The organism is Bradyrhizobium septentrionale (assembly GCF_011516645.4).
In the GTDB taxonomy this organism is placed as follows: domain Bacteria; phylum Pseudomonadota; class Alphaproteobacteria; order Rhizobiales; family Xanthobacteraceae; genus Bradyrhizobium; species Bradyrhizobium septentrionale.
In genome coordinates this window covers 6112422-6134079 of the sequence record NZ_CP088285.1, presented here as the reverse complement: position 1 = coordinate 6134079, position 21658 = coordinate 6112422, and the positions used below count along the sequence as shown (strand labels likewise).

At 63.9% G+C, this 21658-nt stretch carries 17 protein-coding genes; 4 read left to right on the top strand and 13 right to left on the bottom strand.

The window, feature by feature from the left end:
• Window positions 1-32: 32 nt before the first annotated feature.
• Window positions 33-1424, bottom strand: coding sequence for an aminobacteriohopanetriol synthase HpnO (gene hpnO / locus HAP48_RS30950; protein WP_166203711.1), 1392 nt, complete (start codon window positions 1422-1424; stop codon window positions 33-35).
• 102 nt (window positions 1425-1526) lie between these two features.
• On the opposite strand from hpnO, the gene HAP48_RS30945 reads away from it, so the two are divergent.
• Complete coding sequence (locus HAP48_RS30945) at window positions 1527-2174, top strand: DUF2147 domain-containing protein (RefSeq protein WP_166203710.1); 648 nt, start codon at window positions 1527-1529, stop codon at window positions 2172-2174.
• Between the two features lie 108 nt (window positions 2175-2282).
• On the opposite strand, the gene hpnN is transcribed toward HAP48_RS30945, so the two are convergent.
• The gene (hpnN, locus tag HAP48_RS30940) at window positions 2283-4898 is read right to left on the bottom strand and encodes a hopanoid transporter HpnN (RefSeq protein WP_166203709.1); all 2616 of its coding nucleotides are present in this window, start codon (window positions 4896-4898) and stop codon (window positions 2283-2285) included.
• A gap of 452 nt (window positions 4899-5350) precedes the next feature.
• On the opposite strand from hpnN, the gene ispH reads away from it, so the two are divergent.
• Together ispH and hpnH are read left to right on the top strand one after the other, a co-directional pair.
• Complete coding sequence (gene ispH / locus HAP48_RS30935) at window positions 5351-6277, top strand: 4-hydroxy-3-methylbut-2-enyl diphosphate reductase (protein ID WP_029082132.1); 927 nt, start codon at window positions 5351-5353, stop codon at window positions 6275-6277.
• Between the two features lie 45 nt (window positions 6278-6322).
• On the top strand, window positions 6323-7483 hold the full coding sequence (hpnH, locus tag HAP48_RS30930) for an adenosyl-hopene transferase HpnH (protein ID WP_166203708.1): 1161 nt from the start codon (window positions 6323-6325) through the stop codon (window positions 7481-7483).
• Between the two features lie 59 nt (window positions 7484-7542).
• Here hpnH and HAP48_RS30925 read toward each other — a convergent pair whose 3' ends face one another.
• The 10 genes from HAP48_RS30925 to HAP48_RS30880 form a co-directional block, all read right to left on the bottom strand.
• The gene (locus HAP48_RS30925) at window positions 7543-8445 is read right to left on the bottom strand and encodes a Rossmann-like and DUF2520 domain-containing protein (RefSeq protein ID WP_166203707.1); all 903 of its coding nucleotides are present in this window, start codon (window positions 8443-8445) and stop codon (window positions 7543-7545) included.
• A complete protein-coding gene (locus tag HAP48_RS30920) occupies window positions 8442-9284 on the bottom strand; it encodes a class II aldolase/adducin family protein (protein ID WP_166203706.1) in 843 nt (280 codons plus the stop codon). The genes HAP48_RS30925 and HAP48_RS30920 overlap by 4 nt, the downstream gene beginning before the upstream one ends.
• A gap of 13 nt (window positions 9285-9297) precedes the next feature.
• Window positions 9298-10986 (bottom strand): acyl-CoA dehydrogenase family protein, encoded by a 1689-nt coding sequence (locus HAP48_RS30915; protein WP_166203705.1) that lies wholly within the window; start codon window positions 10984-10986, stop codon window positions 9298-9300.
• Window positions 10983-11627 (bottom strand): TetR/AcrR family transcriptional regulator, encoded by a 645-nt coding sequence (locus HAP48_RS30910; RefSeq protein ID WP_166203704.1) that lies wholly within the window; start codon window positions 11625-11627, stop codon window positions 10983-10985. Before HAP48_RS30910 ends, HAP48_RS30915 begins: the two co-directional genes overlap by 4 nt.
• A gap of 341 nt (window positions 11628-11968) precedes the next feature.
• Window positions 11969-12673 (bottom strand): phosphorylase, encoded by a 705-nt coding sequence (locus HAP48_RS30905; RefSeq protein WP_166203703.1) that lies wholly within the window; start codon window positions 12671-12673, stop codon window positions 11969-11971.
• A gap of 26 nt (window positions 12674-12699) precedes the next feature.
• Entirely contained in the window at window positions 12700-14661 is a 1962-nt protein-coding gene (shc, locus tag HAP48_RS30900) for a squalene--hopene cyclase (protein WP_166203702.1), read from the bottom strand.
• Window positions 14662-14727: 66 nt separating this feature from the next.
• Window positions 14728-15978 (bottom strand): hydroxysqualene dehydroxylase HpnE, encoded by a 1251-nt coding sequence (hpnE, locus tag HAP48_RS30895; RefSeq protein ID WP_166203701.1) that lies wholly within the window; start codon window positions 15976-15978, stop codon window positions 14728-14730.
• A complete protein-coding gene (gene hpnD / locus HAP48_RS30890) occupies window positions 15978-16814 on the bottom strand; it encodes a presqualene diphosphate synthase HpnD (protein WP_166203700.1) in 837 nt (278 codons plus the stop codon). The genes hpnE and hpnD overlap by 1 nt, the downstream gene beginning before the upstream one ends.
• Window positions 16811-17689 carry a squalene synthase HpnC gene (gene hpnC, locus HAP48_RS30885; protein ID WP_166203699.1) on the bottom strand — a complete coding sequence of 293 codons (879 nt, stop codon included), beginning with the start codon at window positions 17687-17689 and terminating at the stop codon, window positions 16811-16813. The genes hpnD and hpnC overlap by 4 nt, the downstream gene beginning before the upstream one ends.
• A 194-nt stretch (window positions 17690-17883) precedes the next feature.
• A complete protein-coding gene (locus HAP48_RS30880) occupies window positions 17884-18120 on the bottom strand; it encodes a hypothetical protein (RefSeq protein WP_166203698.1) in 237 nt (78 codons plus the stop codon).
• Window positions 18121-18528: 408 nt separating this feature from the next.
• On the opposite strand from HAP48_RS30880, the gene HAP48_RS30875 reads away from it, so the two are divergent.
• On the top strand, window positions 18529-19032 hold the full coding sequence (locus tag HAP48_RS30875; protein WP_166203697.1) for a hypothetical protein: 504 nt from the start codon (window positions 18529-18531) through the stop codon (window positions 19030-19032).
• Between the two features lie 96 nt (window positions 19033-19128).
• On the opposite strand, the gene HAP48_RS30870 is transcribed toward HAP48_RS30875, so the two are convergent.
• Window positions 19129-21513 (bottom strand): efflux RND transporter permease subunit, encoded by a 2385-nt coding sequence (locus HAP48_RS30870; RefSeq protein WP_166203696.1) that lies wholly within the window; start codon window positions 21511-21513, stop codon window positions 19129-19131.
• Window positions 21514-21658 lie beyond the last annotated feature (145 nt).

The following is a 21658-nucleotide window of genomic DNA, read 5'->3' as shown; positions in this document are numbered from 1 at the left end:
CGCTTCGCTGCATCTGGGCTACAGATTTGAGCTTACGCCGACTTGCGCACCGCGTTGTCGACCAGCGTCTTGCCGAGCGACCAGATCGCGCCCGGCACCTTGTGGCTGCCGGCGATCACCTCGTCGAACGACTTCTCGATCCAGGCGCAGTCCTGTTCGGTGATGACGAGCGGCGGCAGCAGCTTGATGGTGTGGAGGCCATGGCCGGCGACCTGGGTCAGGATCTTGTGATCCTTGAACAGCGGCACCGTGATGAGCTGGCAGAACAGTCCCTTGTTGGCGGTCTCCAGCAGGTTCCACGATGCCTTCAGGCGCAGCGATTTCGGCGGACCGAACTCGACGCCGATCATCAGACCCTTGCCGCGGACTTCCTTCATCAATTCATAGCCCGGCACCATGCGGGTCAGCGCAAGGCGGAGCTCGGCGCCGCGCTTGGCGGCGTTCTCGACGAGCTTCTCGGCCTTGATGACGTCGAGCGTGGCGATGCCGGCGGCCATCGCCAGATCGTTCTTGGCGAAGGTCGAACCGTGCACGACCGCGCGGTCCATCTGGTTGAAGATCTTGTCGAAGATGCTCTTGCGCGTCAGCAGCGCGCCGATCGGCACGTGACCACCGGACAGCGCCTTCGCCAGCAGCACCATGTCGGGCTCGATGCCCCAGTGCTCGACTGCGAGGAACTTTCCGGTGCGGCCGATGCCGGTCTGGATCTCGTCGGCGATGAACAGCGTGCCGTATTTGCGGCATAGCGCCAGCGCGCCGGGCAGGAACTCGTCGGTGGGCATATTGACGCCCTTGCCCTGGATCGGCTCGACGATGAACGCGCCGACCTGGCGCGACGACAGCGCTTTCTCCAGCGCCTCGAGATCGTTGTAGGGTATCGGGGTGCAGCCCGGCAGCAGCGGCTCGAAGCCGCTGCGGAAATTCGAATCATCGGTCAGCGAGAGCGCGCCGTAGGACAGGCCGTGAAACGAGTGCCCGCAATAGACGATGCCGGGACGGCCGGTGGCGCCGCGCGCGAACTTGATCGCGGCTTCGACGGTTTCGGCGCCGGAATTAGCGAAAAACACCTTGTCCAAATATGGAACGTGTTCCAGAAGCCGTTCCGCGAGCACGCCGGCGAGCGTGGAGACGTCGAGCTGCACCAGATTCGGCAGATCGGCGTCGAGCACGCTCTTCAGCGCCTTGCGCAGGTCCGGATGATTACGGCCGATCGCAAAAACGCCAAATCCGCTCAGTAGATCGAGGTAACGAGCCCCCTGACGATCGAAGAGGTATTGGCCTTGCCCCTTCTTGAAGCCGACGTCGTAGCCGATGGTCTTGAGGACGCGAACGAGCTGCTCGTTGAGGTGACGCGTGTGCATGGCACCGCGCTGCCCCTCCCGCTCCACAAAAATCTCGGAAACGTCTAAATTGGAACTTACCATTCGTTACATACGTCGGTTGATGGCCATCTCGTCAACTTAAAACGCCCAAGAGCGGCGTTTTGACCCCTGCTCGGATCATCAAGTTAAGCACAGGTTTGGACCATGTTGCACTGCCCAAGAACTTTCGCGCGTACAATAGCCTTTTCAGGTTTATTTTTGGCCACCGTATTATCACCGGCATTCGCTGCGGACCCCACGGGCGACTGGAAGGTCGCAGACGGTGTCGCCACCATCCGCGTCGCCCAGTGTAATGGCAGCATGTGGGGTGCGGTGTCCTGGGAAAAAACCCCCGGCGGCAAGGATAAGAACAACCCTGATGCTGCGAAGCAGAGCCGGCCGACGCTCGGCATGCCGATCCTGATCGACATGAAGAAGAAGGCCGGCGCAGATGCGTGGGAAGGCCAAGTCTACAACGCGAAGGACGGCCAGCTCTACAGCTCGACCATCAAGCCCGTCGGCACCGATCAACTCGAGATCCAGGGCTGCGTGCTCGGCTTCCTGTGCGGCGGCGAGACCTGGACCCGCGTCAGTCCGCCGATCCCCCTGAGCGTCGCCGGCAACCCTGCTGCGAAGGGCGCCCTGCCCAAAACGGCAGCACCGCAGACTCCGAAAACCACCGGCGCAGTGGCGCCAGCTACCAAGCCGCCGGCTCAAAAGCAGGCGGTCAACCCGCCAGCCAACGCCAATGCGTCGGCCGATCTCGTGGGCGATATCTGCCTGCTCCCGGACATCGCAAAGCCGACGCGTTAGCGGCGGCGCGCTGACCGCACCGTCAAGCGGAGAAGCCGCGCGCGCCAGCATCACTGGCGCGCTCAACTCTAAAATCGCAGGCCGCCAGGGCGTCAGGCGCCGAAGACGTCAGGTGACGTCGTTGGCTATATCTTCCTCCTTGCCAACCTCGCGCGGCTTGCCCATCAGCGCGGGCTGGAACAGCAACACCGCAGCCAGCGTCGTAACCAGCGACAGCGCAAGCAGCTTGCCCATGCTCGCAGTGCCGGGATGGCTAGACAGCCACAGGCTGCCGAACGCGGTCGCCGTGGTCAGCGCGCTGAAAAAGATCGCGCGCGTCAGGCTCGACTGCAGCAGATTCGTTCTGCCCTGGCGCCACGCCGTGACATAGTAGATCTTGAACGCCACGCCGACGCCGAGCAGCAGCGGCAGCGCGACGATGTTGGCGAAGTTGAGCGGCAGCCCGATCAGCACGCAGATCTCCAGCGTGACGATGCCGGCGACCAGGAGCGGCACCAGCGTCAGCAGCACGTCGACGACACGGCGCAATGCCAGCCACAGCAGCACGCTGATCGCCACAAGCGCCAGAATGCCGGCGTGAATGAAGGCGTCCACGACGACATCGCCAGATTTCAGAATTGAAATCGGTCCACCGATCGCGGTCGGCTCGGCAACGAGCACAGCGTCGGCAAAGCGGCGCAGATTGTCGTTGTCGTTCGGATCGCCCTTCGGCTCCGCCTCGACACGCATCAGGCCATCCTTGGTCTTCCAGCTCGCGACCAGTTCCGGCGGCAGGTTCTGCAGCGTGACGGTCTGGGCCTGCAGCGTGTTCTTGAGCTGGTCGAACACGATCTTCATCGGCGAAACGAAGATCTCCTGCGCCTTGTCGCGGGTCGCCTGGTTCGAATCGGCAAGCTTCTGCAGGGCGTCGGCGAGCCGGCGCGCGGCAACCGCACCCGGCCCCTTGCCATCGCCCGCGGTCCTGCGCAGGCTGTCGACCGAGCTCTTCAGCGACTCGACATTCTCCTGATCCGACGGCGCCGGATCGACCGAGTCGGGGTTGAGCGCGGGGCCGAGCGTCTTGGCCGCCTGCGCGATCAGCTTCAGCTTGGCCGGCTGGTCGTCAGGCACGAAGCTGTCGAGCGACATCACGCGCGACACTTCCGGCAGCTTCTCGAGCTTGGCCTCGATCTTCTTGGCGTCGGCTTCCGAGCGCGTCATCACATTGATGGCGTTGGCGCCGGTGTTCGGGTCCTTGCGCAGGTCGAGGAAGGTCGCGATCGATTCCACCTTCGCACTGCGCAGGTTGATCGGATTGAAGTCGAACTTCATCCAGTGGAGCAGCGGCAGACCAGCGACGGAGATCAAGATCGTGCCGACGATGATCGGGATGCGGTGCTTTTCAAGGAAATGGTCGAGGGGCGCCAGGAAGGCATAGCCAACCGGCTCCCTCTCGCCGGGCGGGTTGAGCAGATCGAGCAGCGCCGGCAGCACCGTGATGCTGGTGAGGAATGCGATCAGCATGCCGGCGCCGGCGATCTTGCCGAGCTCGGAGATGCCCCTGTAGTCGGTCGGCAGGAAGCACAGGAAGCCGGCGGCGGTCGCCATCGCCGCAAGGGACAGCGGCACCGCCGAGCGGCGCGCTGCGTTCTCAAGTGCCAGCGTGAGATTGTCGTTCTTGAAGCGCTCGGAGCGGTAGCGAACACTGAACTGGATACCGAAGTCGACGCCGAGACCGATGAACAGGACCGCGAAGGCAATCGAGAGCAGGTTCAGCGATCCGACCATCATCAGACCGACCGCCGTGGTGAGCGCAAGGCCGATGAACAGGTTCACGAACACGGCGAAGATGATCTTGCCGGAATGCAGCGCCAGCCAGAGGATGACCAGCACGATCACCACGGTGCCGATGCCGTTGGTGATCGCGCCGTCCTGCACGGTGGCGTATTCCTCGTTGGCGATCGGCACGGGTCCGGTCAGGCGGACGCGGGCGTGATATTCGGTCGGGAATTTCAGATCGGCGGCCGCCTGCCGGATCGCGTCGGTTGCGGCCTTGCCCGGCTCCAGCGCCGAATAGTCGATGATCGGCTTGACCTCGATGAAGGCGCGCTTGTCCGAATCGGTCAGCGGCGTGTCGCTGGTGAGCTCGCGCCAGGAGAAGGTCGCGTTGCCCTTGGCGAGGATGGTCTCGACGGTCTGGGAAATCAGGTTGAAGGGCGGAGCGGCATTGTCGAGCTTGACCTGTCCGCGCTTGACACCGGCAAGGCCGGTCTCGAGCGCGCCGGTCAGCCCGCGAATCGAGGGGTCGCCCGCCATGATCTCGATCAGCGGCGCGGCCGATCCGAGTTGTCCCGTGACCTTGCCGACCTCTTCGGTGGGCAGGAACAGCAAGCCGTTCTTCTCGAAGAACTCGCCGGAGCCGAGCGCGGTGATCGCCTCGAAGTTCTTCTTGTCGCCTTGCAGCTTCTCGGTGAGCGCCTTCGCGGCCGAGCTGGTCAGCTCGGGCGTCGCCGCCTCGACCACGGCCAGGATCAGCCGCTCGCGATCAAACGCCTCCTCGAACTGGTTGTCGCGCTTGCGCCAATCCAGATCGGGCGAGATCAGCTTGTTGATGTCGGTGTTGATCGAGAAGTTGCGGGCCGTATAGAAGCCGGCGCCGATCGACAGCAGCACAGCGAAAATCACAACCGGAAGGGCAAAACGCGTACAAGTTCGAACAACGGAGACGACAATATTTGTCAGCACTTCGTTTCTTTCTAATCTCGGGGAAGCATGGCCGAAAACGCCCGCTCTGTAGCGGAGTTCCCGGGACCGATCTAATGTTGTTTTGGTTACCTTCCTCGACGCGATGGCGAGGAAGTTCCAAACGACAGGGAACGGCCACGAGTGGCCGGTATAAACCGCATCAGAGGGCGATAAAGTGACGAACAAGTGAGGGGGACGGAGGGTCGCAGGGCCCAAAATCAACACCATATTACCTCATACGCCCCTCCTGGTTGAGCGCCCACCCGCGCGAAGCGCTACCTTTTTTCCACAAAAGCCTGTATTTCCATGCGCTTGGGGCGCGGATCCCATGCAGGACCTGTGATGGTGCGGACATTGCAACTGACGTTGCGGCGTCCGACGTGTGGAGTGCGTTGCCGAAACGGCCGCAGGGCATTGAATGAGATTGGTGCAATTTGCGTAACGAAAGTCCGATGGAAGTTTTTCTTGCTCAGCCTCGCGGCTTTTGTGCGGGCGTTGTACGCGCGATCGAGATCGTCGAACGCGCGCTGCAGAAATATGGCCCGCCGGTCTATGTCCGCCACGAGATCGTTCACAACAAATACGTGGTCGAAAGCCTGAAGAAGAAGGGCGCGATCTTCGTCGAGGACCTGTCGGAAGTGCCGGCCAAGGCGGTGACCGTCTTCAGCGCCCATGGCGTGGCGAGGAGCGTCGAACAGGAGGCTGCCGAGCGCGACCTGCCCGTGCTCAATGCCACCTGTCCGCTTGTCACCAAGGTCCACAACCAGGGCAAACGCTATATCGCGAAGGGCCGCGCCCTGATCCTGATCGGGCATGCCGGCCACCCCGAGGTCGAGGGCACCATGGGGCAGGTTCCGGGGCCGGTCCTGCTGGTCCAGAGCGTTCAGGATGTGGCAGAACTGAGGCTGCCGACCGACGCCCCGGTCGCCTACATCACCCAGACCACGTTGTCCGTGGACGACACCAGGGACATAATCGCGGCTCTTCAGGCAAAATTTACAGATATTCAAGGCCCGGACATCAGGGATATCTGCTATGCGACACAGAACCGCCAATCTGCGGTAAGGGACCTAAGTAAGCTGGTGGACGTCATTTTGGTGGTGGGGGCCGCCAATAGTTCCAACTCGAACAGGCTTCGCGAAATCGGCACCGAGGTCGGCGTCGCAAGTTATCTGATTGCCGATGGGAGCGAGCTCAACCCGGATTGGCTGAAGGATGCGAAGGCCGTCGGCATTACCGCGGGCGCTTCAGCGCCCGAAGTTTTGGTCGACGATGTGATCGAGGCCCTGCGGCGCATCGGACCGGTGTCGGTCTCGGTTGTTCCGGGCCGCGAAGAGAATATCGAATTCCGGCTGCCGGCCGAACTGACTGCGGGCTGATCTGAACCCACTTCCCTTTGATAAGTGCAGAAAGAAAATCGTCTAATGGCTATACCGTTCTTCAAGGAAATGCGTATCGGCGGTTATCTGATCAAGCAGAAGCTGCTTGGCCGCAAACGCTATCCGCTCGTGTTGATGCTGGAACCGTTGTTCCGTTGCAACCTCGCCTGCGTCGGCTGTGGCAAGATCGACTATCCGGATGCGATCCTCAATCGCCGCATGACTGCGCAGGAATGCTGGGACGCAGCCGATGAATGCGGCGCGCCGATGGTGGCAATTCCCGGCGGCGAGCCGCTGATCCACAAAGAGATCGGCGAGATCGTGCGCGGCCTCGTGGCGCGCAAGAAGTTCGTCTCGCTGTGCACCAATGCGCTGCTGCTCGAGAAGAAGCTCGATCTGTTCGAGCCGTCGCCCTACCTGTTCTTCTCCGTGCATCTCGACGGCCTGAAGGATCATCACGACAAGGCAGTGTCGCAGAAGGGCGTGTTCGATCGCGCCGTCTCCGCGATCAAGGCAGCGAAGGCCCGCGGCTTCACGGTCAACGTCAACGCCACCATCTTCGACGGCCATCCGGCCGAGGAGATCGCAAAGTTCCTCGACTTCACCACCGAGCTCGGCGTCGGCGTCTCGATGTCGCCGGGTTACGCCTATGAGCGTGCGCCCGACCAGGAGCACTTCCTCAACCGCACCAAGACCAAGAAGCTGTTCCGCGACGTCTTTGCGCTCGGCAAGGGCAAGAAGTGGAACTTCATGCATTCCGGCCTGTTCCTCGACTTCCTCGCCGGCAACCAGGAATACGAGTGCACGCCCTGGGGCATGCCGGCGCGCAACATCTTCGGCTGGCAGAAGCCCTGCTATCTGCTCGGTGAAGGCTACGCCAAGACCTTCAAGGAGCTGATGGACACCACCGATTGGGAGACCTACGGCACCGGCAAGTATGAGAAGTGCGCCGACTGCATGGCGCATTGCGGCTACGAGCCGACCGCCGCAACCGCTGCGATCAACAATCCGCTGAAGGCGATGTGGGTGGCGCTGCGCGGCATCAGGACGACCGGCCCGATGGCGCCCGAGATCGACATGTCGAAGCAGCGTCCCGCGCAGTACATCTTCGCCGAGCAGGTCCAGAAGAAGCTCTCGGATATCCGCCGTGACGAGGCGGAGGCTGCCGCCGCCAAGAAGCAGCAGAAGGCTTCCACCGCCGCCTAGGCTTTGTGTGAGCAGAATGATGAAAGGCCTCGGTTCAGCGAACCGGGGCCTTTTTTCGATCAGGAGACCGCCTGCTCTTCCCGGCTATTCCGTCGAAGCACCTTCTCGATTTCGGCCGCGCGCGGCGCGCTGAGTGTGCCGCGCTCGATCCCGAGCGGAACATTGCGCAGGGCCAGTTCGCGATACAGCGCGCCCGAGGGAGGAAAGCGCTCGTCCAGGGCTCGGAGGTGCTTGAGGATCGTTCCAACGTCGCCGCGCGCCACGCAGCCGCCCATGCCGTTGGCGAGGCCACCGTCCAGAACAGCCGCGACCGTGCCGCGCAGCAGCGGCATCATCGCACGCAGCGCGTCGGCCTCGCTGGCGCCAAAACTCTTCCAGAGCTCGACGCCTTCCTTGAGCAGCGCGATCAGGAACGGACCGACATAGTAGGCCGACGCATGATAGAGCGCTCGCACGCCGGCCGGCAGCGCCAGCGGTTCGCAGCCGATGCTGACAGCGAGATGTTCGAGGTCGCGCCTGAAATCGGGCTCTGCCTCGATGCCGACGGTGCATCCGCGCAGTCCCTCGAGCGCGACGTCGGGATTGGCAAACATCTGCATTGGATGAAATCCGCCGGTTGCTGCGCCCGCGGCTTTCGCATGATCGAGTGCCGAAAGCTCGGTCGCGCCGCTGCAATGGACCACGCGGTGACGCGGCTCCCAGCGCAGTTCGCGGCACACCGGCAGGATCGCGTCATCGCTCACCGTCAGGAAAACCACATCGCAGCTGTCCACGACCTGCTGCGCGTGCGTCATCGGCCGCGCCGACGGCACGCGCGATCCGAGCTGCTGCGCGGCATCACGGCCGCGGTTGTAGAAGGCCGCAACGTTCAGATCCGTGCGGGCAAACGCCGGCGCGAGCGTTTGCGCGACGCGGCCGGCGCCGATGAAGCCGATCCGCAACGCCGTCGGCGACGCGCTCATTGCGCATAGCTCCCGTCGATGCGGTCGAGCCTGCGCCGCAGCGCCGGCCATTCCAGCAAGCCGTAACCGGCTTGCAGATTTTGCGCTGTTTCATTCAACACTGGATTGGTGTCGCGCTCGTTGTCGAGCGTGATCTCAGTGCCGGCAAAGCAGGTCACCGTGTTGTCGATCGCGAGTTCGGTCGGGGTGTGCAGCGGCCGGCCGCAGCCGAGCGCATCGACCTGGATCCGGCACGCCTGCTCCAGCCAGTAGATCGCGTTGAAGGCCTGCGGGATCGTGTTGCCGCAGACCAAGAGGCCATGATTGCGAAGCACCAACACGTTGTTGCGGCCGAGATCGGCGACGACCCGATCGCATTCGTCACGATCGATCGCCGGCCCCTCGAAATCGTGATAGCCGATCCGCCCGTGAAACCGCATCGCCGTCTGCGACAGTGGAAGCAGCCCTTCGGCCAGCGTGCTGACCGCCGTGCCTGCCCTGGTGTGGGTATGCAGGACGCACTTCACGTCGGGCCGCGCGCGATGGATCGGGGCGTGCAGATAGAAGCCGGCGACGTTGACATTGTAGCCGTGGTCGGGCTGCAGCAGGGTGCGGCCCTCGATGTCGATCTTGACGAGGCTCGACGCCGTGATTTCCTCGTACAGCATGCCATAGGGATTGATCAGGTACTGGTCGTCATGCCCGGGGATTTGCGCACTGATGTGGTTGTAGATCAGGTCGGTCATTCCATAGAGCGCGACCAGGCGATAGCACGCCGCGAGATCGACCCGGGTTGCCCATTCCTCTTCGCCCACAACGGCTCTGATGTCGTTGACGGCACAAACTTCGCTCTGACGCATATGACTGAGCTTCCTAGTGACGGATGACTGAGGCGCGCGCGACGATACGGCTGAGGCCTTCCGATGTCGGCAGCGTGCCGAACACGTGCATGCCGCCCGCGCCAAGCCTGGATTGCACGAACAGATCGGCGGCAGCGGCGTCGCCATGCCGCAGCATCTCGGCAGCCTGCAACGCATGCGCCATGCGAGTGACCAGCGCCCGCGCATGCCCGTCGTCAGGATATCGCGCAGCCAGTCGATCGGCGAGATCGTCGGTGCTCTTGTCATAGATCGGGTTGAGGCCCCTGCTCGCACGCAGTTCGTCGACGAATGCGTCGCGGCAATTTGCATCGCGTTGCATGGCCCGCAGCACGTCCATGCACATCATGTTCGAGGTGCCTTCCCAGATCGAGTTCAGCGGCGCCTCGCGATAAAGCCGTGCCATCGGGTTCTCCATGATGAAGCCGTTGCCGCCGTGCACCTGCAGGCACTCGTAGGTGAACGCCGGGGCGCGCTGGCAATTCCAGAACTTCATCACTGGAGTGGCGACCCGCGCCAGCAGCCGTTCGTGCTCGCTCGTTTGCAGGCCGTCGGTCGCACGCGCGACCCGAAATGCGCCAAGCATCGCCGCCTCGCTCTCGAGCGCGAGGTCGGCGAGCACATTGCGCTGCATCGGAAGCTCGGACATCGGCTTGCCGAACGCCGTTCGCGTCTGCGCGTGGTTCAAGGCCAGGCTCAACGCCTGCCGCATCAGGCCGGCGGAGCCGACCGCGAAGTCCAGCCTGGTCAGATGCGCATGAGAAAGGATTTCCCGGATGCCGCGCCCTTCTTCGCCGACCAGGATCGACCAGGTGTCGTGATACTCGATCTCGCTCGAGGCGTTCGAGCGGTTGCCGCATTTGTCCTTCAGGCGCTGGATGTGGACGCGGTTGGCGCTGCCGTCGGGCAGCAGGCGCGGCACGAACAGGCAGCTGACGCCGGATTGGGTCTGCGCCAGGGTGTAGAACCCATCGGCGACCGGCACCGAGAAGAACCATTTGTGGCCGGTGATCGCATAGATCTCGCCATGCGCGCCGCGCTCGACGAAGCGCGCGGTGGTCTGGGTTTCGCGCAGATCGGAGCCGCCCTGCTTCTCGGTCATCGCATAACCGATGACCGCCGCGCGCTTCTCCTCGATCGGGAGCCGCCGCGGATCGTAGTCGGCAGCCAGCGTGCGTTCCCGCCACAGGCTGAATTGCGGCTTGCCGGTAAACCCCGCGATCGCAGCGTAAGCCATTCCCGTGGGGCAACCGACGCCGTTCTCGATTTGATTCCAGAGATAGCTCAGCGCCGCGCGGGCCAGATGTCCGTGCGGTTCGCGCGTCGACCAGGCCAGGCTGTGGACTTCGCTCTGGAACGCCAGCGCCATCAATTGATGCCAGGCCGGATGAAATTCGACCCAATCATTCCGGTTGCCATACCGGTCGTGGGTCAAGAGTTTTGGTTCGTGCTCGTTGGCAAGCCGCGCCGCGTCCTGCACGGGTTCGCTGCCGGCATGGGCCCCGAGCGCGGAGAGCTTGTCCTTCGCCCACGGCGCGAGCTTTGCGATCAGGCCGCTCAACGCGCGATCATCGTCGAACGCGTTGAAGCCTGTCGCCGGCCGCGCCTGATTGCGGACTTCGTGGGTCGCAAACGGACTGGCTTTCGTTGCCGCGACGGCAACCGGCTGGACACGCGCATTCATGCGGACACTCTCGATACAGGGGTCAATTCAGGCGTGGCGTGGCGAAACAGCATGCGCGCGGAAAGCCCGGCGATCGATTGTGCGATCGCCTTGGCCGCGTCGGAATCCGGGTCCGCTTCGGGCGCCAGAGGACCAACCAGCGCCTCCATGAAAGCGCCGGTCACGCAGGAGGCCGCGACGTTGGCGTCGATCTCGACGAATTCACCGCTGGCGATGCCGCGCCGGACCAGCCTTGCGATCTGGTCGGCCAGCGCCGCGCGGTATTTCAGGCGCGCCGCGTCGATCTCGGGTTCACAGGGTTCGGCGATCAGTGCGTAGGCCAGACGGCGGCCGCGCATCGCGCGGACCGAGAAGGTGTAAATCGCGTCCACCAGACACTGCGACGCAGATCCTTCGGCCTCGACGATCGCGGCAACCACGGCCACCTCGCGCTCGGAAACCTGCCCCAGCACCTGCGCGTAGAGGTCTGCCTTCGAGTCGAAGTAGCGGTACACGCTGCCCGTGGCCACGCCGGCCCGTGAGGCGATCAGGGCGATCTGGGCATCCTTCCAGCCACTCAGCGCCACGGCCTCCCTGGCGGCATCCAGGATGCGCGCCTTGGTTTCGACGAGCTGATTGAGGCGAACCGCAGCGAGTGCCATCGTGAACCTTAATTCATGAACACAGGATCATAGTTCATACTCGTTCGAATGCCCGTGCTTGTCAAGCATTCGGCGGAGCCTTGAGGTCGCAGCACGGCACCAGGCGCCCCGGAGGCCGCCGGGCGTGGCCGGTGGAGACCAGCGCCACGCCCTGAGGCGGCGGGAACGGGAACCGCGGTATCCCTATCCGGCTGGACAAGTCCCCCGCCGAGCAACGCGCGGAGCCGGACGGGGCGGCATCAAGCCGGCTCATGAGCGACCAAAACAAAAGGCCCGATCGCGATGCGACCGGGCCTTTTTTTGAGGGTGTATCTCGGCGTCAGCGCCTCGCCGGTGGCCTGTCAGGCCTCCACCGGCACCAGCACGTCGTTGCCGAGCAGGAAGCCGCGGCAGCTGCGCAGCGAGCGCAGCGCACGGTTGAAGTCGATACCGGTCGACACCAGCGCCCGCAGCGTCCGCGGATTGCGCGCGATGCCGCTCAGCACCTTGCGCAGGTCGATGTCGCCGTTCGGCTTCACCGCGGATTTCGCAAGCTCGGGCAGCGCCCGGTGCGCGGGATCGCTGATCACGCGCAGCGCGGCGAACGGAATGCCTGCCCTTGCGGCATAGGCTGCCGCGATATGGCTCTCCATGTCGACCGCAGCAGCGCCCGTGATCGAGCGCAGGGCGGCCTTGCAGGCCTTCGCCGCAATCACCTCTTCCACGCCGGCGAGACCGCCACGGACGATCCTGCGGCGCTTCAGCGCGGCGCTGGCGATCATCTCCTCGTTCAGCGCGGATGCCGCCAGGAAACGGGTATCGCCGGCCATCACTTCGGTCGCGACCACCACATCGCCGGATTTCAGCGACGGGTCGAGCCCGCCGGCCACGCCGAACGAGATCACGCCGCGGAACGTCATGGGATCCAGCGTCGCCAGCAATGCACGCAGCTGCTGCGGATCGCTTGAACTGCAGATCACGATCATGCCGGGCCCTGCCGCGATGCGGGCCTCCTGCACCAATCCAGTCACAATCAATACCGGCCGAGGATCAATTCTATTGCCCACGGTCTCGGCGGCCCCCGCCTCAACAATCACATCCCGACCCCTACCACCCTGCTATTGGTGCTTCTCAAATTCCGATACCGCGCCAGCGCCCAGAGCGGAAAGAACTTCGAGTAGCCATGATATCGCAAGTAAAATACCCGCGGAAACCCCGTAGCCGTGTATCGCTGCTCGTCCCACAGCCCTTTTTCCGACTGTGTTGCCTTTAGGTACTCCACCCCCCGTGCAACTGCGGGATTTTCGACCTCTCCCGCCGCCATCAATCCAAGCAAGGCCCATGCCGTTTGCGAGGAAGTCGATGGCGCAACTTCATAACCCTTGTAATCCAGCCGGTAACTGACGGCGTCCTCGCCCCAGCCGCCGTCCTGATTCTGGACCGACGCTAGCCAGTCGACTGCGTTGCGAACCATCGGGTCGTTGCGATCGATCCCTGCGACATTTAGCGCTGAGAGCACCGACCAGGTGCCGTAGACGTAGTTCAGGCCCCAGCGGCCGTACCAGGAGCCCTCAGGCAGCTGGGTGCGGCGCAGATAGGCGATGCCGTCGGCCATCGCCTTGCTGCTCTCTGAGGTCTCGCCGAGCTGGCCCAGCATCGAGATGCAGCGCGCGGTGACATCTTCGGTCGGCGGATCGAGCAACGCGCCGTGATCGGAGAAGGGGATGTTGTTGAGGTAATATTCGAGGTTGTTGGCATCGAACGCGGCCCAGCCGCCGTCACGGCTCTGCAGCCCTTCGATCCACTCGCGGCCGCGCGCGATCGCCTCGTCATATTCCCTGGTCCCGGAGTGCCGCCGCACACGATCCATCGCCATCGCGACCACAGCGGTGTCGTCGAGATCGGGATAGTGGTCGTTGTTGTACTGGAACGCCCAGCCGCCGGGACGGACGTCCGGCGCCTTGACCGCCCAATCGCCCTTCAGCTCCAGCACCTGGCGCGGCTTCAGCCAGTCGAGGCCCTGCTTGGCCTTGGCAAGGGTGTCCTCGCCGCCGGCTTCCTGCAGCGCATGGCAAGCCAGCGCGGTGTCCCACACCGGCGAGACGCAGGGCTGGCAATAGGCCTCTTCGTCGCCGATCACGAGCAGTTTGTCGATGCCGCGGCGGGTGATGGCGCGCGGCGGAAAATTCTCGTCCTTGCCGAGCGCCTCGTACATCATGACGATGTTGGCCATCGGCGGATAGATCGCGCCCATGCCGTCTTCGCCGTTCAACCGTTCTTCGGTGAAGGCGAGCGCGGCGTCGATGGCGCGCTGGCGCAGGCGCTTCGGAAACATCGGCTCGATTGCGCGCAGCACGGCATCGAGCGAGCGGAACAGATAGAACCAGCCAGCGCTCTGATGCGGCGCCTTCGGCGCCATCCGGAGCGACTTCGGATCTTCCAGGAACAGTTCGTCGATGCCGACGCCCTTCGGATTCTTCGCACGCGGCTTCAACGCAGCGAGCACCATCAGCGGCACCATGGTGGTGCGCGCCCAGTAGGAGATCTTGTTGATGTGGAACGGCGACCACATCGGCAGGAGCATGATCTCGATCGGCAGCACCGGCGTTGCGCGCCAGGTCACGACGCCATAGAGCGCGAGCAGGAAGCGCGTGAACACGTTGCTGCCCGACGCCCCGCCGCGCGAACGGATTGCCTCGCGCGCACGCATCATGTGCGGCGCGTCGACGGAGTCACCTATCATCTTCAGCGCGAAGTACGACTTCACGCTGGCGCTCATGTCGAACGGGCCGTCGTGCACCAACGGCCAGCCGCCATGCGCACCCTGGGTGCGGCGCAGATAGTTGGCGATCTTGGCCTCAAGCCCGGCGTCGACCGGCTCGGCGAGATAGTGACGCAGCAGGACGTACTCGGCTGGAATGGTGCTGTCGGCCTCGAGCTCGAATACCCAGTGTCCGTCGGACTGGCGATAGCCGAGCAGTGCTTCGGTTGCCTTGGAGATGCTGTTCTCCAGCGCAACCGGGTCGACTGCGACGCTGTGATCTCTCGAAAGCATTTCGCTCGATATCCTCTTCATCGCGGGCCGGCCCACGCTGGCCGGCGTCGCTCCAATAGGTCGAATCTAGCGCCGGGCCAAAACCAGATCGGCGGCGCGATCCCCCGACCGCACCGATCCCTCGATGGTTGCCGGCAACCCGGTAGCAGTCCAGTCGCCGGCAAGGAACAGGTTTTTTTGCGCCGTCGCGGGCCCCGGACGCAGGGCATTCTGCTCCGGCGTCGCCTCGAATGTGGCGCGGCGCTCGCGCACGATCTGCCACGGCGGCAGGTCACCGGACACGCCCGATGCCTTGCATATGTCGCGCCAGATCGCCTGCGCGAGCTCCTCGCGCGGCATGTCGACCAGGCGGTCGCCATTGCTGATCGTCACCGACAGCCGTTGCGGGAAGGCGAACAGCCATTCCACGAGCCCGCCGACCACGCCGAGAATGGGCGCGGCATCGCGCGGCGGATCGACGCGGAAATGCGCATTCACAATGGCGCGGAATTTGGTCGGCGTTTTCAGCCCGGGCAGCAGCGTGGCCGCGGCGCGCGGCGGCACCGCCAGCACCAGGGCATCGCCGGCCGCCAGCGCGATCTTGTCGCCACCGCCGAAGTCGAGCTCGCTGACGCGATCACCCGACATGACGAGTGCACGCAATTCGTGACTGAACTGGACGCTGTTGCCCCGCTCCTGCAGCAGCTTCACCGCCGGCTCGATCAGGACCGAGCTCAGGCCGTCGCGCGCGATCAGCGGACGGCAGGCCTGCCCGCCGGCGAGCAGCGTCTCGCGCACGATGGCGCCGGCAAGCCCGGCCGAGCCCTCCGGCGGATCGACGTTCAGCGCAGCCAGCAGCAGCGGCTGCACCAGGCGGTCATACAGCGTGCCCTTGCAGGGAATGGTGTTGCCGACCAGCGCTCCGGTACCGGCCCAGGCCAGCGGCGCCAATGCTAGATAATCGCGCAGGGTGGTGTCCGGGACGCGGCGCGCCTCGTCGAACACCCACAGCGGTAAGCGGGAGTCGCCAAGGTCGAGCTGCCAGCGCTGGCCGCCGGCAAGATCGACGAACGGAAACTGCGCGCGCGCGGGTCCCACCAGGCCGGCTTCGGTGCCGATCGAGCGCGCGTAGTTCAGCGCATGGCGGTTGCCCGACAGCAAGAGATGATTGCCGTTGTCGATGGTCAGATTGGTGGCGGCGTCGAAATAGGAACGGCAGCGGCCGCCGGCCTGCTGCGTCGCCTCGTGAACGCACACTTTGTAGCCGCCATTGGCAAGCCGCATGGCCGCGGAGAGGCCGGAAATGCCGGCACCGATGATATGAACGGTCTTTTGCATCAGATGATCGCGTAACGAAGAAGAATGCCGATCTTGGCCGCCTTGGACACACGCACCGGCGCGCGCGGCGCAGTGAAGCCGCGCGCGATCAGGAGATCGAGGATCGCGCGGTAGTATTTCGACATGATGCGCGGCGCGCGCACCGCGCGGCGCGAATTGCGCTTCATGATCTCGTCGGACTTCTGGAAATGCATCTTGGCGCGCTCGGCCAGCGGCGCGCACACTTTCGGGAGCGCGCGGTCGGCGGTGACGCGGGCCGGATCGTTATTGGTGATGCCGGCGTGCCAGAGCCATTCGCGCGGCAGATAGAGGCGGCCGAGGCCGGCGTCCTCGTCGATGTCGCGCAGGATGTTGGTGAGCTGCAGCGCGCGGCCGAGGTGATACGCGAGTTCGATGCCGTCGTCCTCGGGCAGGCCGAACACGCGCACCGACAGCCGGCCGACCGCGCTCGCGACGCGATCGCAATACAGGTCGAGCGTCGCAAGATCCGGCGCGCGGATATCCTGCGGCACGTCCATCTCCATGCCGTCGACGATCGCGACGAAATCCTCGCGCTTCAGCCCGAAGGTCTTCACCGAGGCCACGTAATCCTTCAGCCGCTCCGGCGGATGCCCCGCATAGAGCGCGTCGATATCGTCGCGCCACTGCTGCAGCGCGGCCAGCCGCTCCGGCCGCGGGCCGTCGGAATCGGCGATGTCGTCGACCTGCCGGCAGAAGCTGTAGATCTGGAACATCGCCTCGCGCTGCGCGCGCGGCAGGACGCGCATCGCGGCATAGAACGAGCTGCCCGATGCGGTGCTTCCGTAATTTGCGTTGGCCGCCGCCTCGACACTCATGCGCCTGCCGCCGTCCTGGAGACCGCACGCCGTCCGATCGCGCGCCGGGCGGTCTCGCCGGCGACGCCGCCAAGGCTCTGCAGCAGCAGTTCGACCGGGCCGAGATGCACCCGCTCGCTCAGCGGATCGCGCACCTTCAGCATGTTGACGATCTTGTCGGCGAAGGCCTGGATCACCGAGATCTCGAGGCCGAGCCTGAAATCCTTCACCTCGGCGGCGAGCGACTTGCTCTCGTCGAGCAGCGTCGCAGTGCGCACCGCGAGCGCCTGCAGGCATCCGAGCAAGGCCGGCGGCGATTTCGCCTCGCCGAGCATCTCGACGGTCGCGCCCACCGCGGCCAGCGCATCGCGCGGCAGGTAGACGCGGTTCAGATTCCTGTAGTCCTTGCCGCAGTCCTGCAGATGATTGTTGATCTGCAGGCCGGCGCAGAGCGCATCCGACGCCGCCCAGGTCGAGATGTCCTCGCCGTGCACGTCGAGCATGAATCGCCCGACCGGCATCGCCGAGTAGCGGCAATAGTCGATCACATCATCCCAGTTTTCGTAACGCAGCTTGGTGACATCGAGACGGAACGCCACCAACACGTCGAGCGCATGCCGCGGCGGCATACCGCGCTCGGCAAGCGCCCGGCGCAGATTGACCGCCTCCTTCTGGGTATCGCCATTGCCGAGCAGCTCGGCCTCCATGAGGTCGAGGTAGCGCAGCTTCTCGTCGGCCGGCAGCGTCGCGTGATCGGCGATATCGTCGGCGGTGCGGACGAAGTTATAGAAGGCCAGGATCAGGGCGCGATGCCGCGGATGAATGATCCACGACGCGACCGGGAAATTCTCGTCGCGGTGGGTCTTTCCGGATCGCAGGTCGCTCGCGGTGGTCATGGGAAATTTGGGCTACACTGGTCATGGCACGACGCAGGCGCGAATGGTCAGGCGCATGCGGGGATTTGCGAGCCCCATATAGGGGAATACGCCACCAAAACCAATGCTATCTGTGACCGCCAGCATACCCGGCCCGTGGCCGGCAGGAATGCCGTTCACGGGCCTTGCGGCGGTCCAAGAGACCTGAAGCGGCCTTATTGGCCGTGGGTCTTCAGCACCTGGTCGCAGGCCGCGCTGATCTTGGTGCGGTTCTGCTGCAGGCAGGCGAGAATGGTGAAATCGCCTTGATCGATCACGGAGCGGCAGTGACGCTGCACGTCGCGCGTGCAGGCCTTCTGCTCATCGGGCGTACCGCGCTGCTGCTGCTGGGCGAAGGCGCCGGATGAGAGCGGGATCGACAACAGGGCAAGTGCCAGGAGAAATTTACGCATCGTATTCCTTCATTTCCGACAGCAGAAAATCTGTTCCCGAAAAGCGGTTCGGCATGGCCGGGACGGATTTTTGGGATTGCAGACGCCACGTAACGCGGCAATGGATTGACGACAAGCACTGTTAAATGCGGCTAAATTTACGGCGCTGTAAACCCCCGCATAAGCTATTGAATCTAAAAGACGATTCGCGCCATCACTTTGTCGCGTTTGGCGATTGCGGATCGCGCTTGCGCGTAGCTAGGCTAGATGCCATGCGAGCCGGAGGTTTCTGATTCTGTTCGATGACAATATCGGCGTCGCGCACGCCGTTCTGTCGTTTGAACCTAACATTCTTCGGTGACACTAAACTTCGATGCGGCGAGACGCTTTCTTGCGAAGGAAGCGTTGATTTTGATGGGAAAATTCACAATGACACTGTTTGGTTCCAGCCTTTCTGGGCAGGCTCTCAGGGCTGTGGGCGTCGGCGCCGCGCTCATGATGTCCGCCTCCGCAGTCCATGCCCAGGCCAGCGGCCCGTTCGCCGGTTTTGCCGGCTCCTGGACCGGAACCGGCACGGTGGCGTTGTCCAACGGCACCACCGAACGCATTCGTTGCAAGGCGGATTACAAGGTCGCGCCCTCGGGCCTGAGCCTGAAGCAGAGCCTGCATTGCGCGAGCGACAGCTACAAGTTCGACCTTTCCAGCGACGTCACCAGCCAGGGCGACCGGATCTCCGGCAATTGGAGCGAGGCCAGCCGCAACATCTTCGGCAATTTGCAGGGCACCGCCGGCGGCGGGCGGATCGACGTGTTCGTCGAGGCGTCCGGCTTTGCCGCAAACCTGAACCTGCAGACCAACGGCTCCAAGCAGGTCGTGCAGATCGACTCCAAGGGTGAGATTCGCGGCGTCTCGATCACGATGACGAAGAGCTGACGCTCCCCGACCGATTTCTCCGGCGAACAAAAAAGCCCGGTTCCGACGACTTCGGAACCGGGCCTTTATTTTGCGCGGCCTTTTATTGTCCGCCGATCAGGCCTTTTCGATCGGCGCCGGTTGCCCGCCCTTGCCGCGGAGCTTCTGCGACAGGTTGATTAGGAACATCGAGGTCGGCCGCAGGATGAAAAGGTCTGCGACCAGCGCTGCGACCATCGAGAAGGCGCTGAGCCAGCCGAACAGGCGCAGCGACGGCAGGTCGGAGAACACGGTGACGACGAGGCCGCAGGCCAGCACCACCGTAGTGAGGATCAGTGCGGGGCCGACCAGCACGGTGGCACGCTCCACCGCAAGCTCCGGCGAGACGCCCGGCTTGGTCTCGAGCCGCAACCGGTTGAGGAAGTGGATGGTGGCGCTCAGCCCGAGGCCGAACGACACCGTCAATGCCACCACGCTGGCGAATTGCAGCCCCTCCCCGAGCAGCCACAGCACGGTGCCTGACAGCACCACGGGGAAGATGCCGGGCAGGATGCAGGAGAACATCACCACGACGGAGCGGAATGCCAGCCCGATGAAAACCGCCACCAGCAGAAATTCGACGGTCAGGCCGCGGTTCAATTTTTCGATCATGTTGGCGCTGTTGCGCGCGGCGATCACCGACAGGCCGGTGACTGCGATCTCGTAACCGGGGTGCTCGGCGCGCACCTTGTCCAGCGAGCTATCAAGCTTGTTCACCACCGGAAGCAGCTGGCTCGAGTCGAGATCCGGAACCCGTCCCGACACCACGACCGCATCCTGATCCGCGGAGATGAAGCGGCGGACCAGATGCTCGGGAATCACGCCAACATATTCCTTCAGCGTCGCGACGTCATTACTGCCGGCCTTTTCGGCGAGCCAGCGCCGCAAGGTTTCCAGCGACCAGACGTTGCCGACGCCCGCCGCTGTTTCGACCATCGCGTGGACGTCGGCGATCGTCTTCAAGGTCTCCGGCGAGTACAGCGATTGGCCCTTGGGGAATTCGATCAGCACGTCGACCGGATTGGCGCCGGTCAGCTTGGCGTCGAGCCGGCTCGAGGCCGCCACGGCCTGCCGCTTGTCCGGCACCTGATCGGCGAGCCGGTAGCGCGGCTCGAGATTGGCGTAGATGATGCCGAGGCCACCGACCAGGATCAGCGCGAGCAGGCTGAACAGCCCGGGACGGCCCACCATGCGCACCGCGATCCAGTAGCAGAAATTGCGCAGCGCCTGGACACCGGCGTCGGCGCCCTGGAATTTGACCGCGAACACCTTTTCGTTGCGTACCAGAAGCACTCCGAACGCAGGCACCAGCGACAGCACCGCGATCAGCGCGATGATGGTAGCTGCGAGCCCGGCCTCGCCGAATTTGCGGATCAGTTCGGAATTCGAGAATTGCAGCGCGATGAACGAGATGCCGGCGGTGCCATGAGTGAGCACGCAAGCCGGACCGACCACCATCACCGCGTTCTTGAACGCGGTGTACTTGTCCTGGCCGGCGATCAGGCGGTCGCGTGCCGCAAACGTCAGCTGCATCGAGTCGGAGAAGCTGATCACCATGATGAGCGGCGTCATCACGTTCAGGAACATGTTGAGATTGAAGCCGGCCCAGCCGAGGCCGCCGAGCGCGAGCAGGATCGCAATGATCGGCGGGAACGCGGCGACCACCATGAACGATATCTTGCGGAAGAAGATGATGGCGATGATGCAGCCGGCCAGAATGCCGAGGATATTGTAGGTCAGCCCGTCGCGCTTGACCGCGTTGCGGATCTCGAGCTGCATGACCGGAACGCCGGAGAGCTGGGCGTTGAGCCCGCTACCGCCGAGATCATCGGCCATGATCTTTCTCATGTCCGCGACGACCTTGCTGAGCTTGTTGCTGCCGACAACCTCAGGCTCGAGCGACAACACGATCAGTGCGAGCGTTCCATCCTCGGACAGCAGCTTGCCGCGAATGATCTCGTTGGATTTGACGGTCTCGACGAATTTATCGTAGGCGGCGCCTTGCGGCAGTTCCGACGGGAACAGTGCGGCCGGCAATTTGCCGGGCTCGGGCGCCTGGCGCGCCGAAAAAAGCGAGACCAAGCCGCGCACGCCCTCGACCAGCTGCAGGTCGGTGACCATGTCGCGGATCTTTTCGAGGTTCTCGCGAGCAAGCAGCGTCTTGCCCTCGACCACGACCAGCACGTCGAACTCGGTTGCCGGGAAGCGCTTGGTGACCGCTTCGTACTGCTTGTAGTCCTTGGAATTGGAACGGAACAACTGGCTGAGCGAGTCGTCGATCTTGATCCGCTCGATGCCGAAAACGGCCGCGACCATCAGCGCCAGCAGAATGATGACAGACAGGACCGGCGCCTTGATCGCGATCAGGCCGATACGCTCCAACCCGAATGCGATGCTAGTCCCCGGCCGCGGCTCCTCGATCTTCTCGACGTGGACCCGACTTTCGGAATTCTTCTCGAGCATGCCCTGTCCAGTTCTGAAGCGGCGCGATCTGTCTAGCTTGGGTTATGGGGCGCGAATGAGGCTCGCGAGCGCGACTGATCGGCGCTAGTCCTTGAAAACACGCGAATATTGACCGGCGCGGTTTTACAGGTCCGCCCCCTTGCTC

What these genes read in the sequence shown, in the direction of transcription:
- HAP48_RS30875 (WP_166203697.1), top strand. Translation starts at nt 18,529, where the DNA reads ATGACACTGTTTGGTTCCAGCCTTTCTGGGCAGGCTCTCAGGGCTGTG.
- HAP48_RS30880 (WP_166203698.1), bottom strand. Translation starts at nt 18,120, where the DNA reads ATGCGTAAATTTCTCCTGGCACTTGCCCTGTTGTCGATCCCGCTCTCA.
- HAP48_RS30920 (WP_166203706.1), bottom strand. Translation starts at nt 9,284, where the DNA reads ATGCGTCAGAGCGAAGTTTGTGCCGTCAACGACATCAGAGCCGTTGTG.
- HAP48_RS30910 (WP_166203704.1), bottom strand. Translation starts at nt 11,627, where the DNA reads ATGGCACTCGCTGCGGTTCGCCTCAATCAGCTCGTCGAAACCAAGGCG.
- hpnE (WP_166203701.1), bottom strand. Translation starts at nt 15,978, where the DNA reads ATGCAAAAGACCGTTCATATCATCGGTGCCGGCATTTCCGGCCTCTCC.
- shc (WP_166203702.1), bottom strand. Translation starts at nt 14,661, where the DNA reads ATGCTTTCGAGAGATCACAGCGTCGCAGTCGACCCGGTTGCGCTGGAG.
- ispH (WP_029082132.1), top strand. Translation starts at nt 5,351, where the DNA reads ATGGAAGTTTTTCTTGCTCAGCCTCGCGGCTTTTGTGCGGGCGTTGTA.
- HAP48_RS30925 (WP_166203707.1), bottom strand. Translation starts at nt 8,445, where the DNA reads ATGAGCGCGTCGCCGACGGCGTTGCGGATCGGCTTCATCGGCGCCGGC.
- HAP48_RS30945 (WP_166203710.1), top strand. Translation starts at nt 1,527, where the DNA reads ATGTTGCACTGCCCAAGAACTTTCGCGCGTACAATAGCCTTTTCAGGT.
- hpnD (WP_166203700.1), bottom strand. Translation starts at nt 16,814, where the DNA reads ATGAGTGTCGAGGCGGCGGCCAACGCAAATTACGGAAGCACCGCATCG.
- hpnH (WP_166203708.1), top strand. Translation starts at nt 6,323, where the DNA reads ATGGCTATACCGTTCTTCAAGGAAATGCGTATCGGCGGTTATCTGATC.
- hpnC (WP_166203699.1), bottom strand. Translation starts at nt 17,689, where the DNA reads ATGACCACCGCGAGCGACCTGCGATCCGGAAAGACCCACCGCGACGAG.
- HAP48_RS30870 (WP_166203696.1), bottom strand. Translation starts at nt 21,513, where the DNA reads ATGCTCGAGAAGAATTCCGAAAGTCGGGTCCACGTCGAGAAGATCGAG.
- HAP48_RS30915 (WP_166203705.1), bottom strand. Translation starts at nt 10,986, where the DNA reads ATGAATGCGCGTGTCCAGCCGGTTGCCGTCGCGGCAACGAAAGCCAGT.
- hpnO (WP_166203711.1), bottom strand. Translation starts at nt 1,424, where the DNA reads ATGGTAAGTTCCAATTTAGACGTTTCCGAGATTTTTGTGGAGCGGGAG.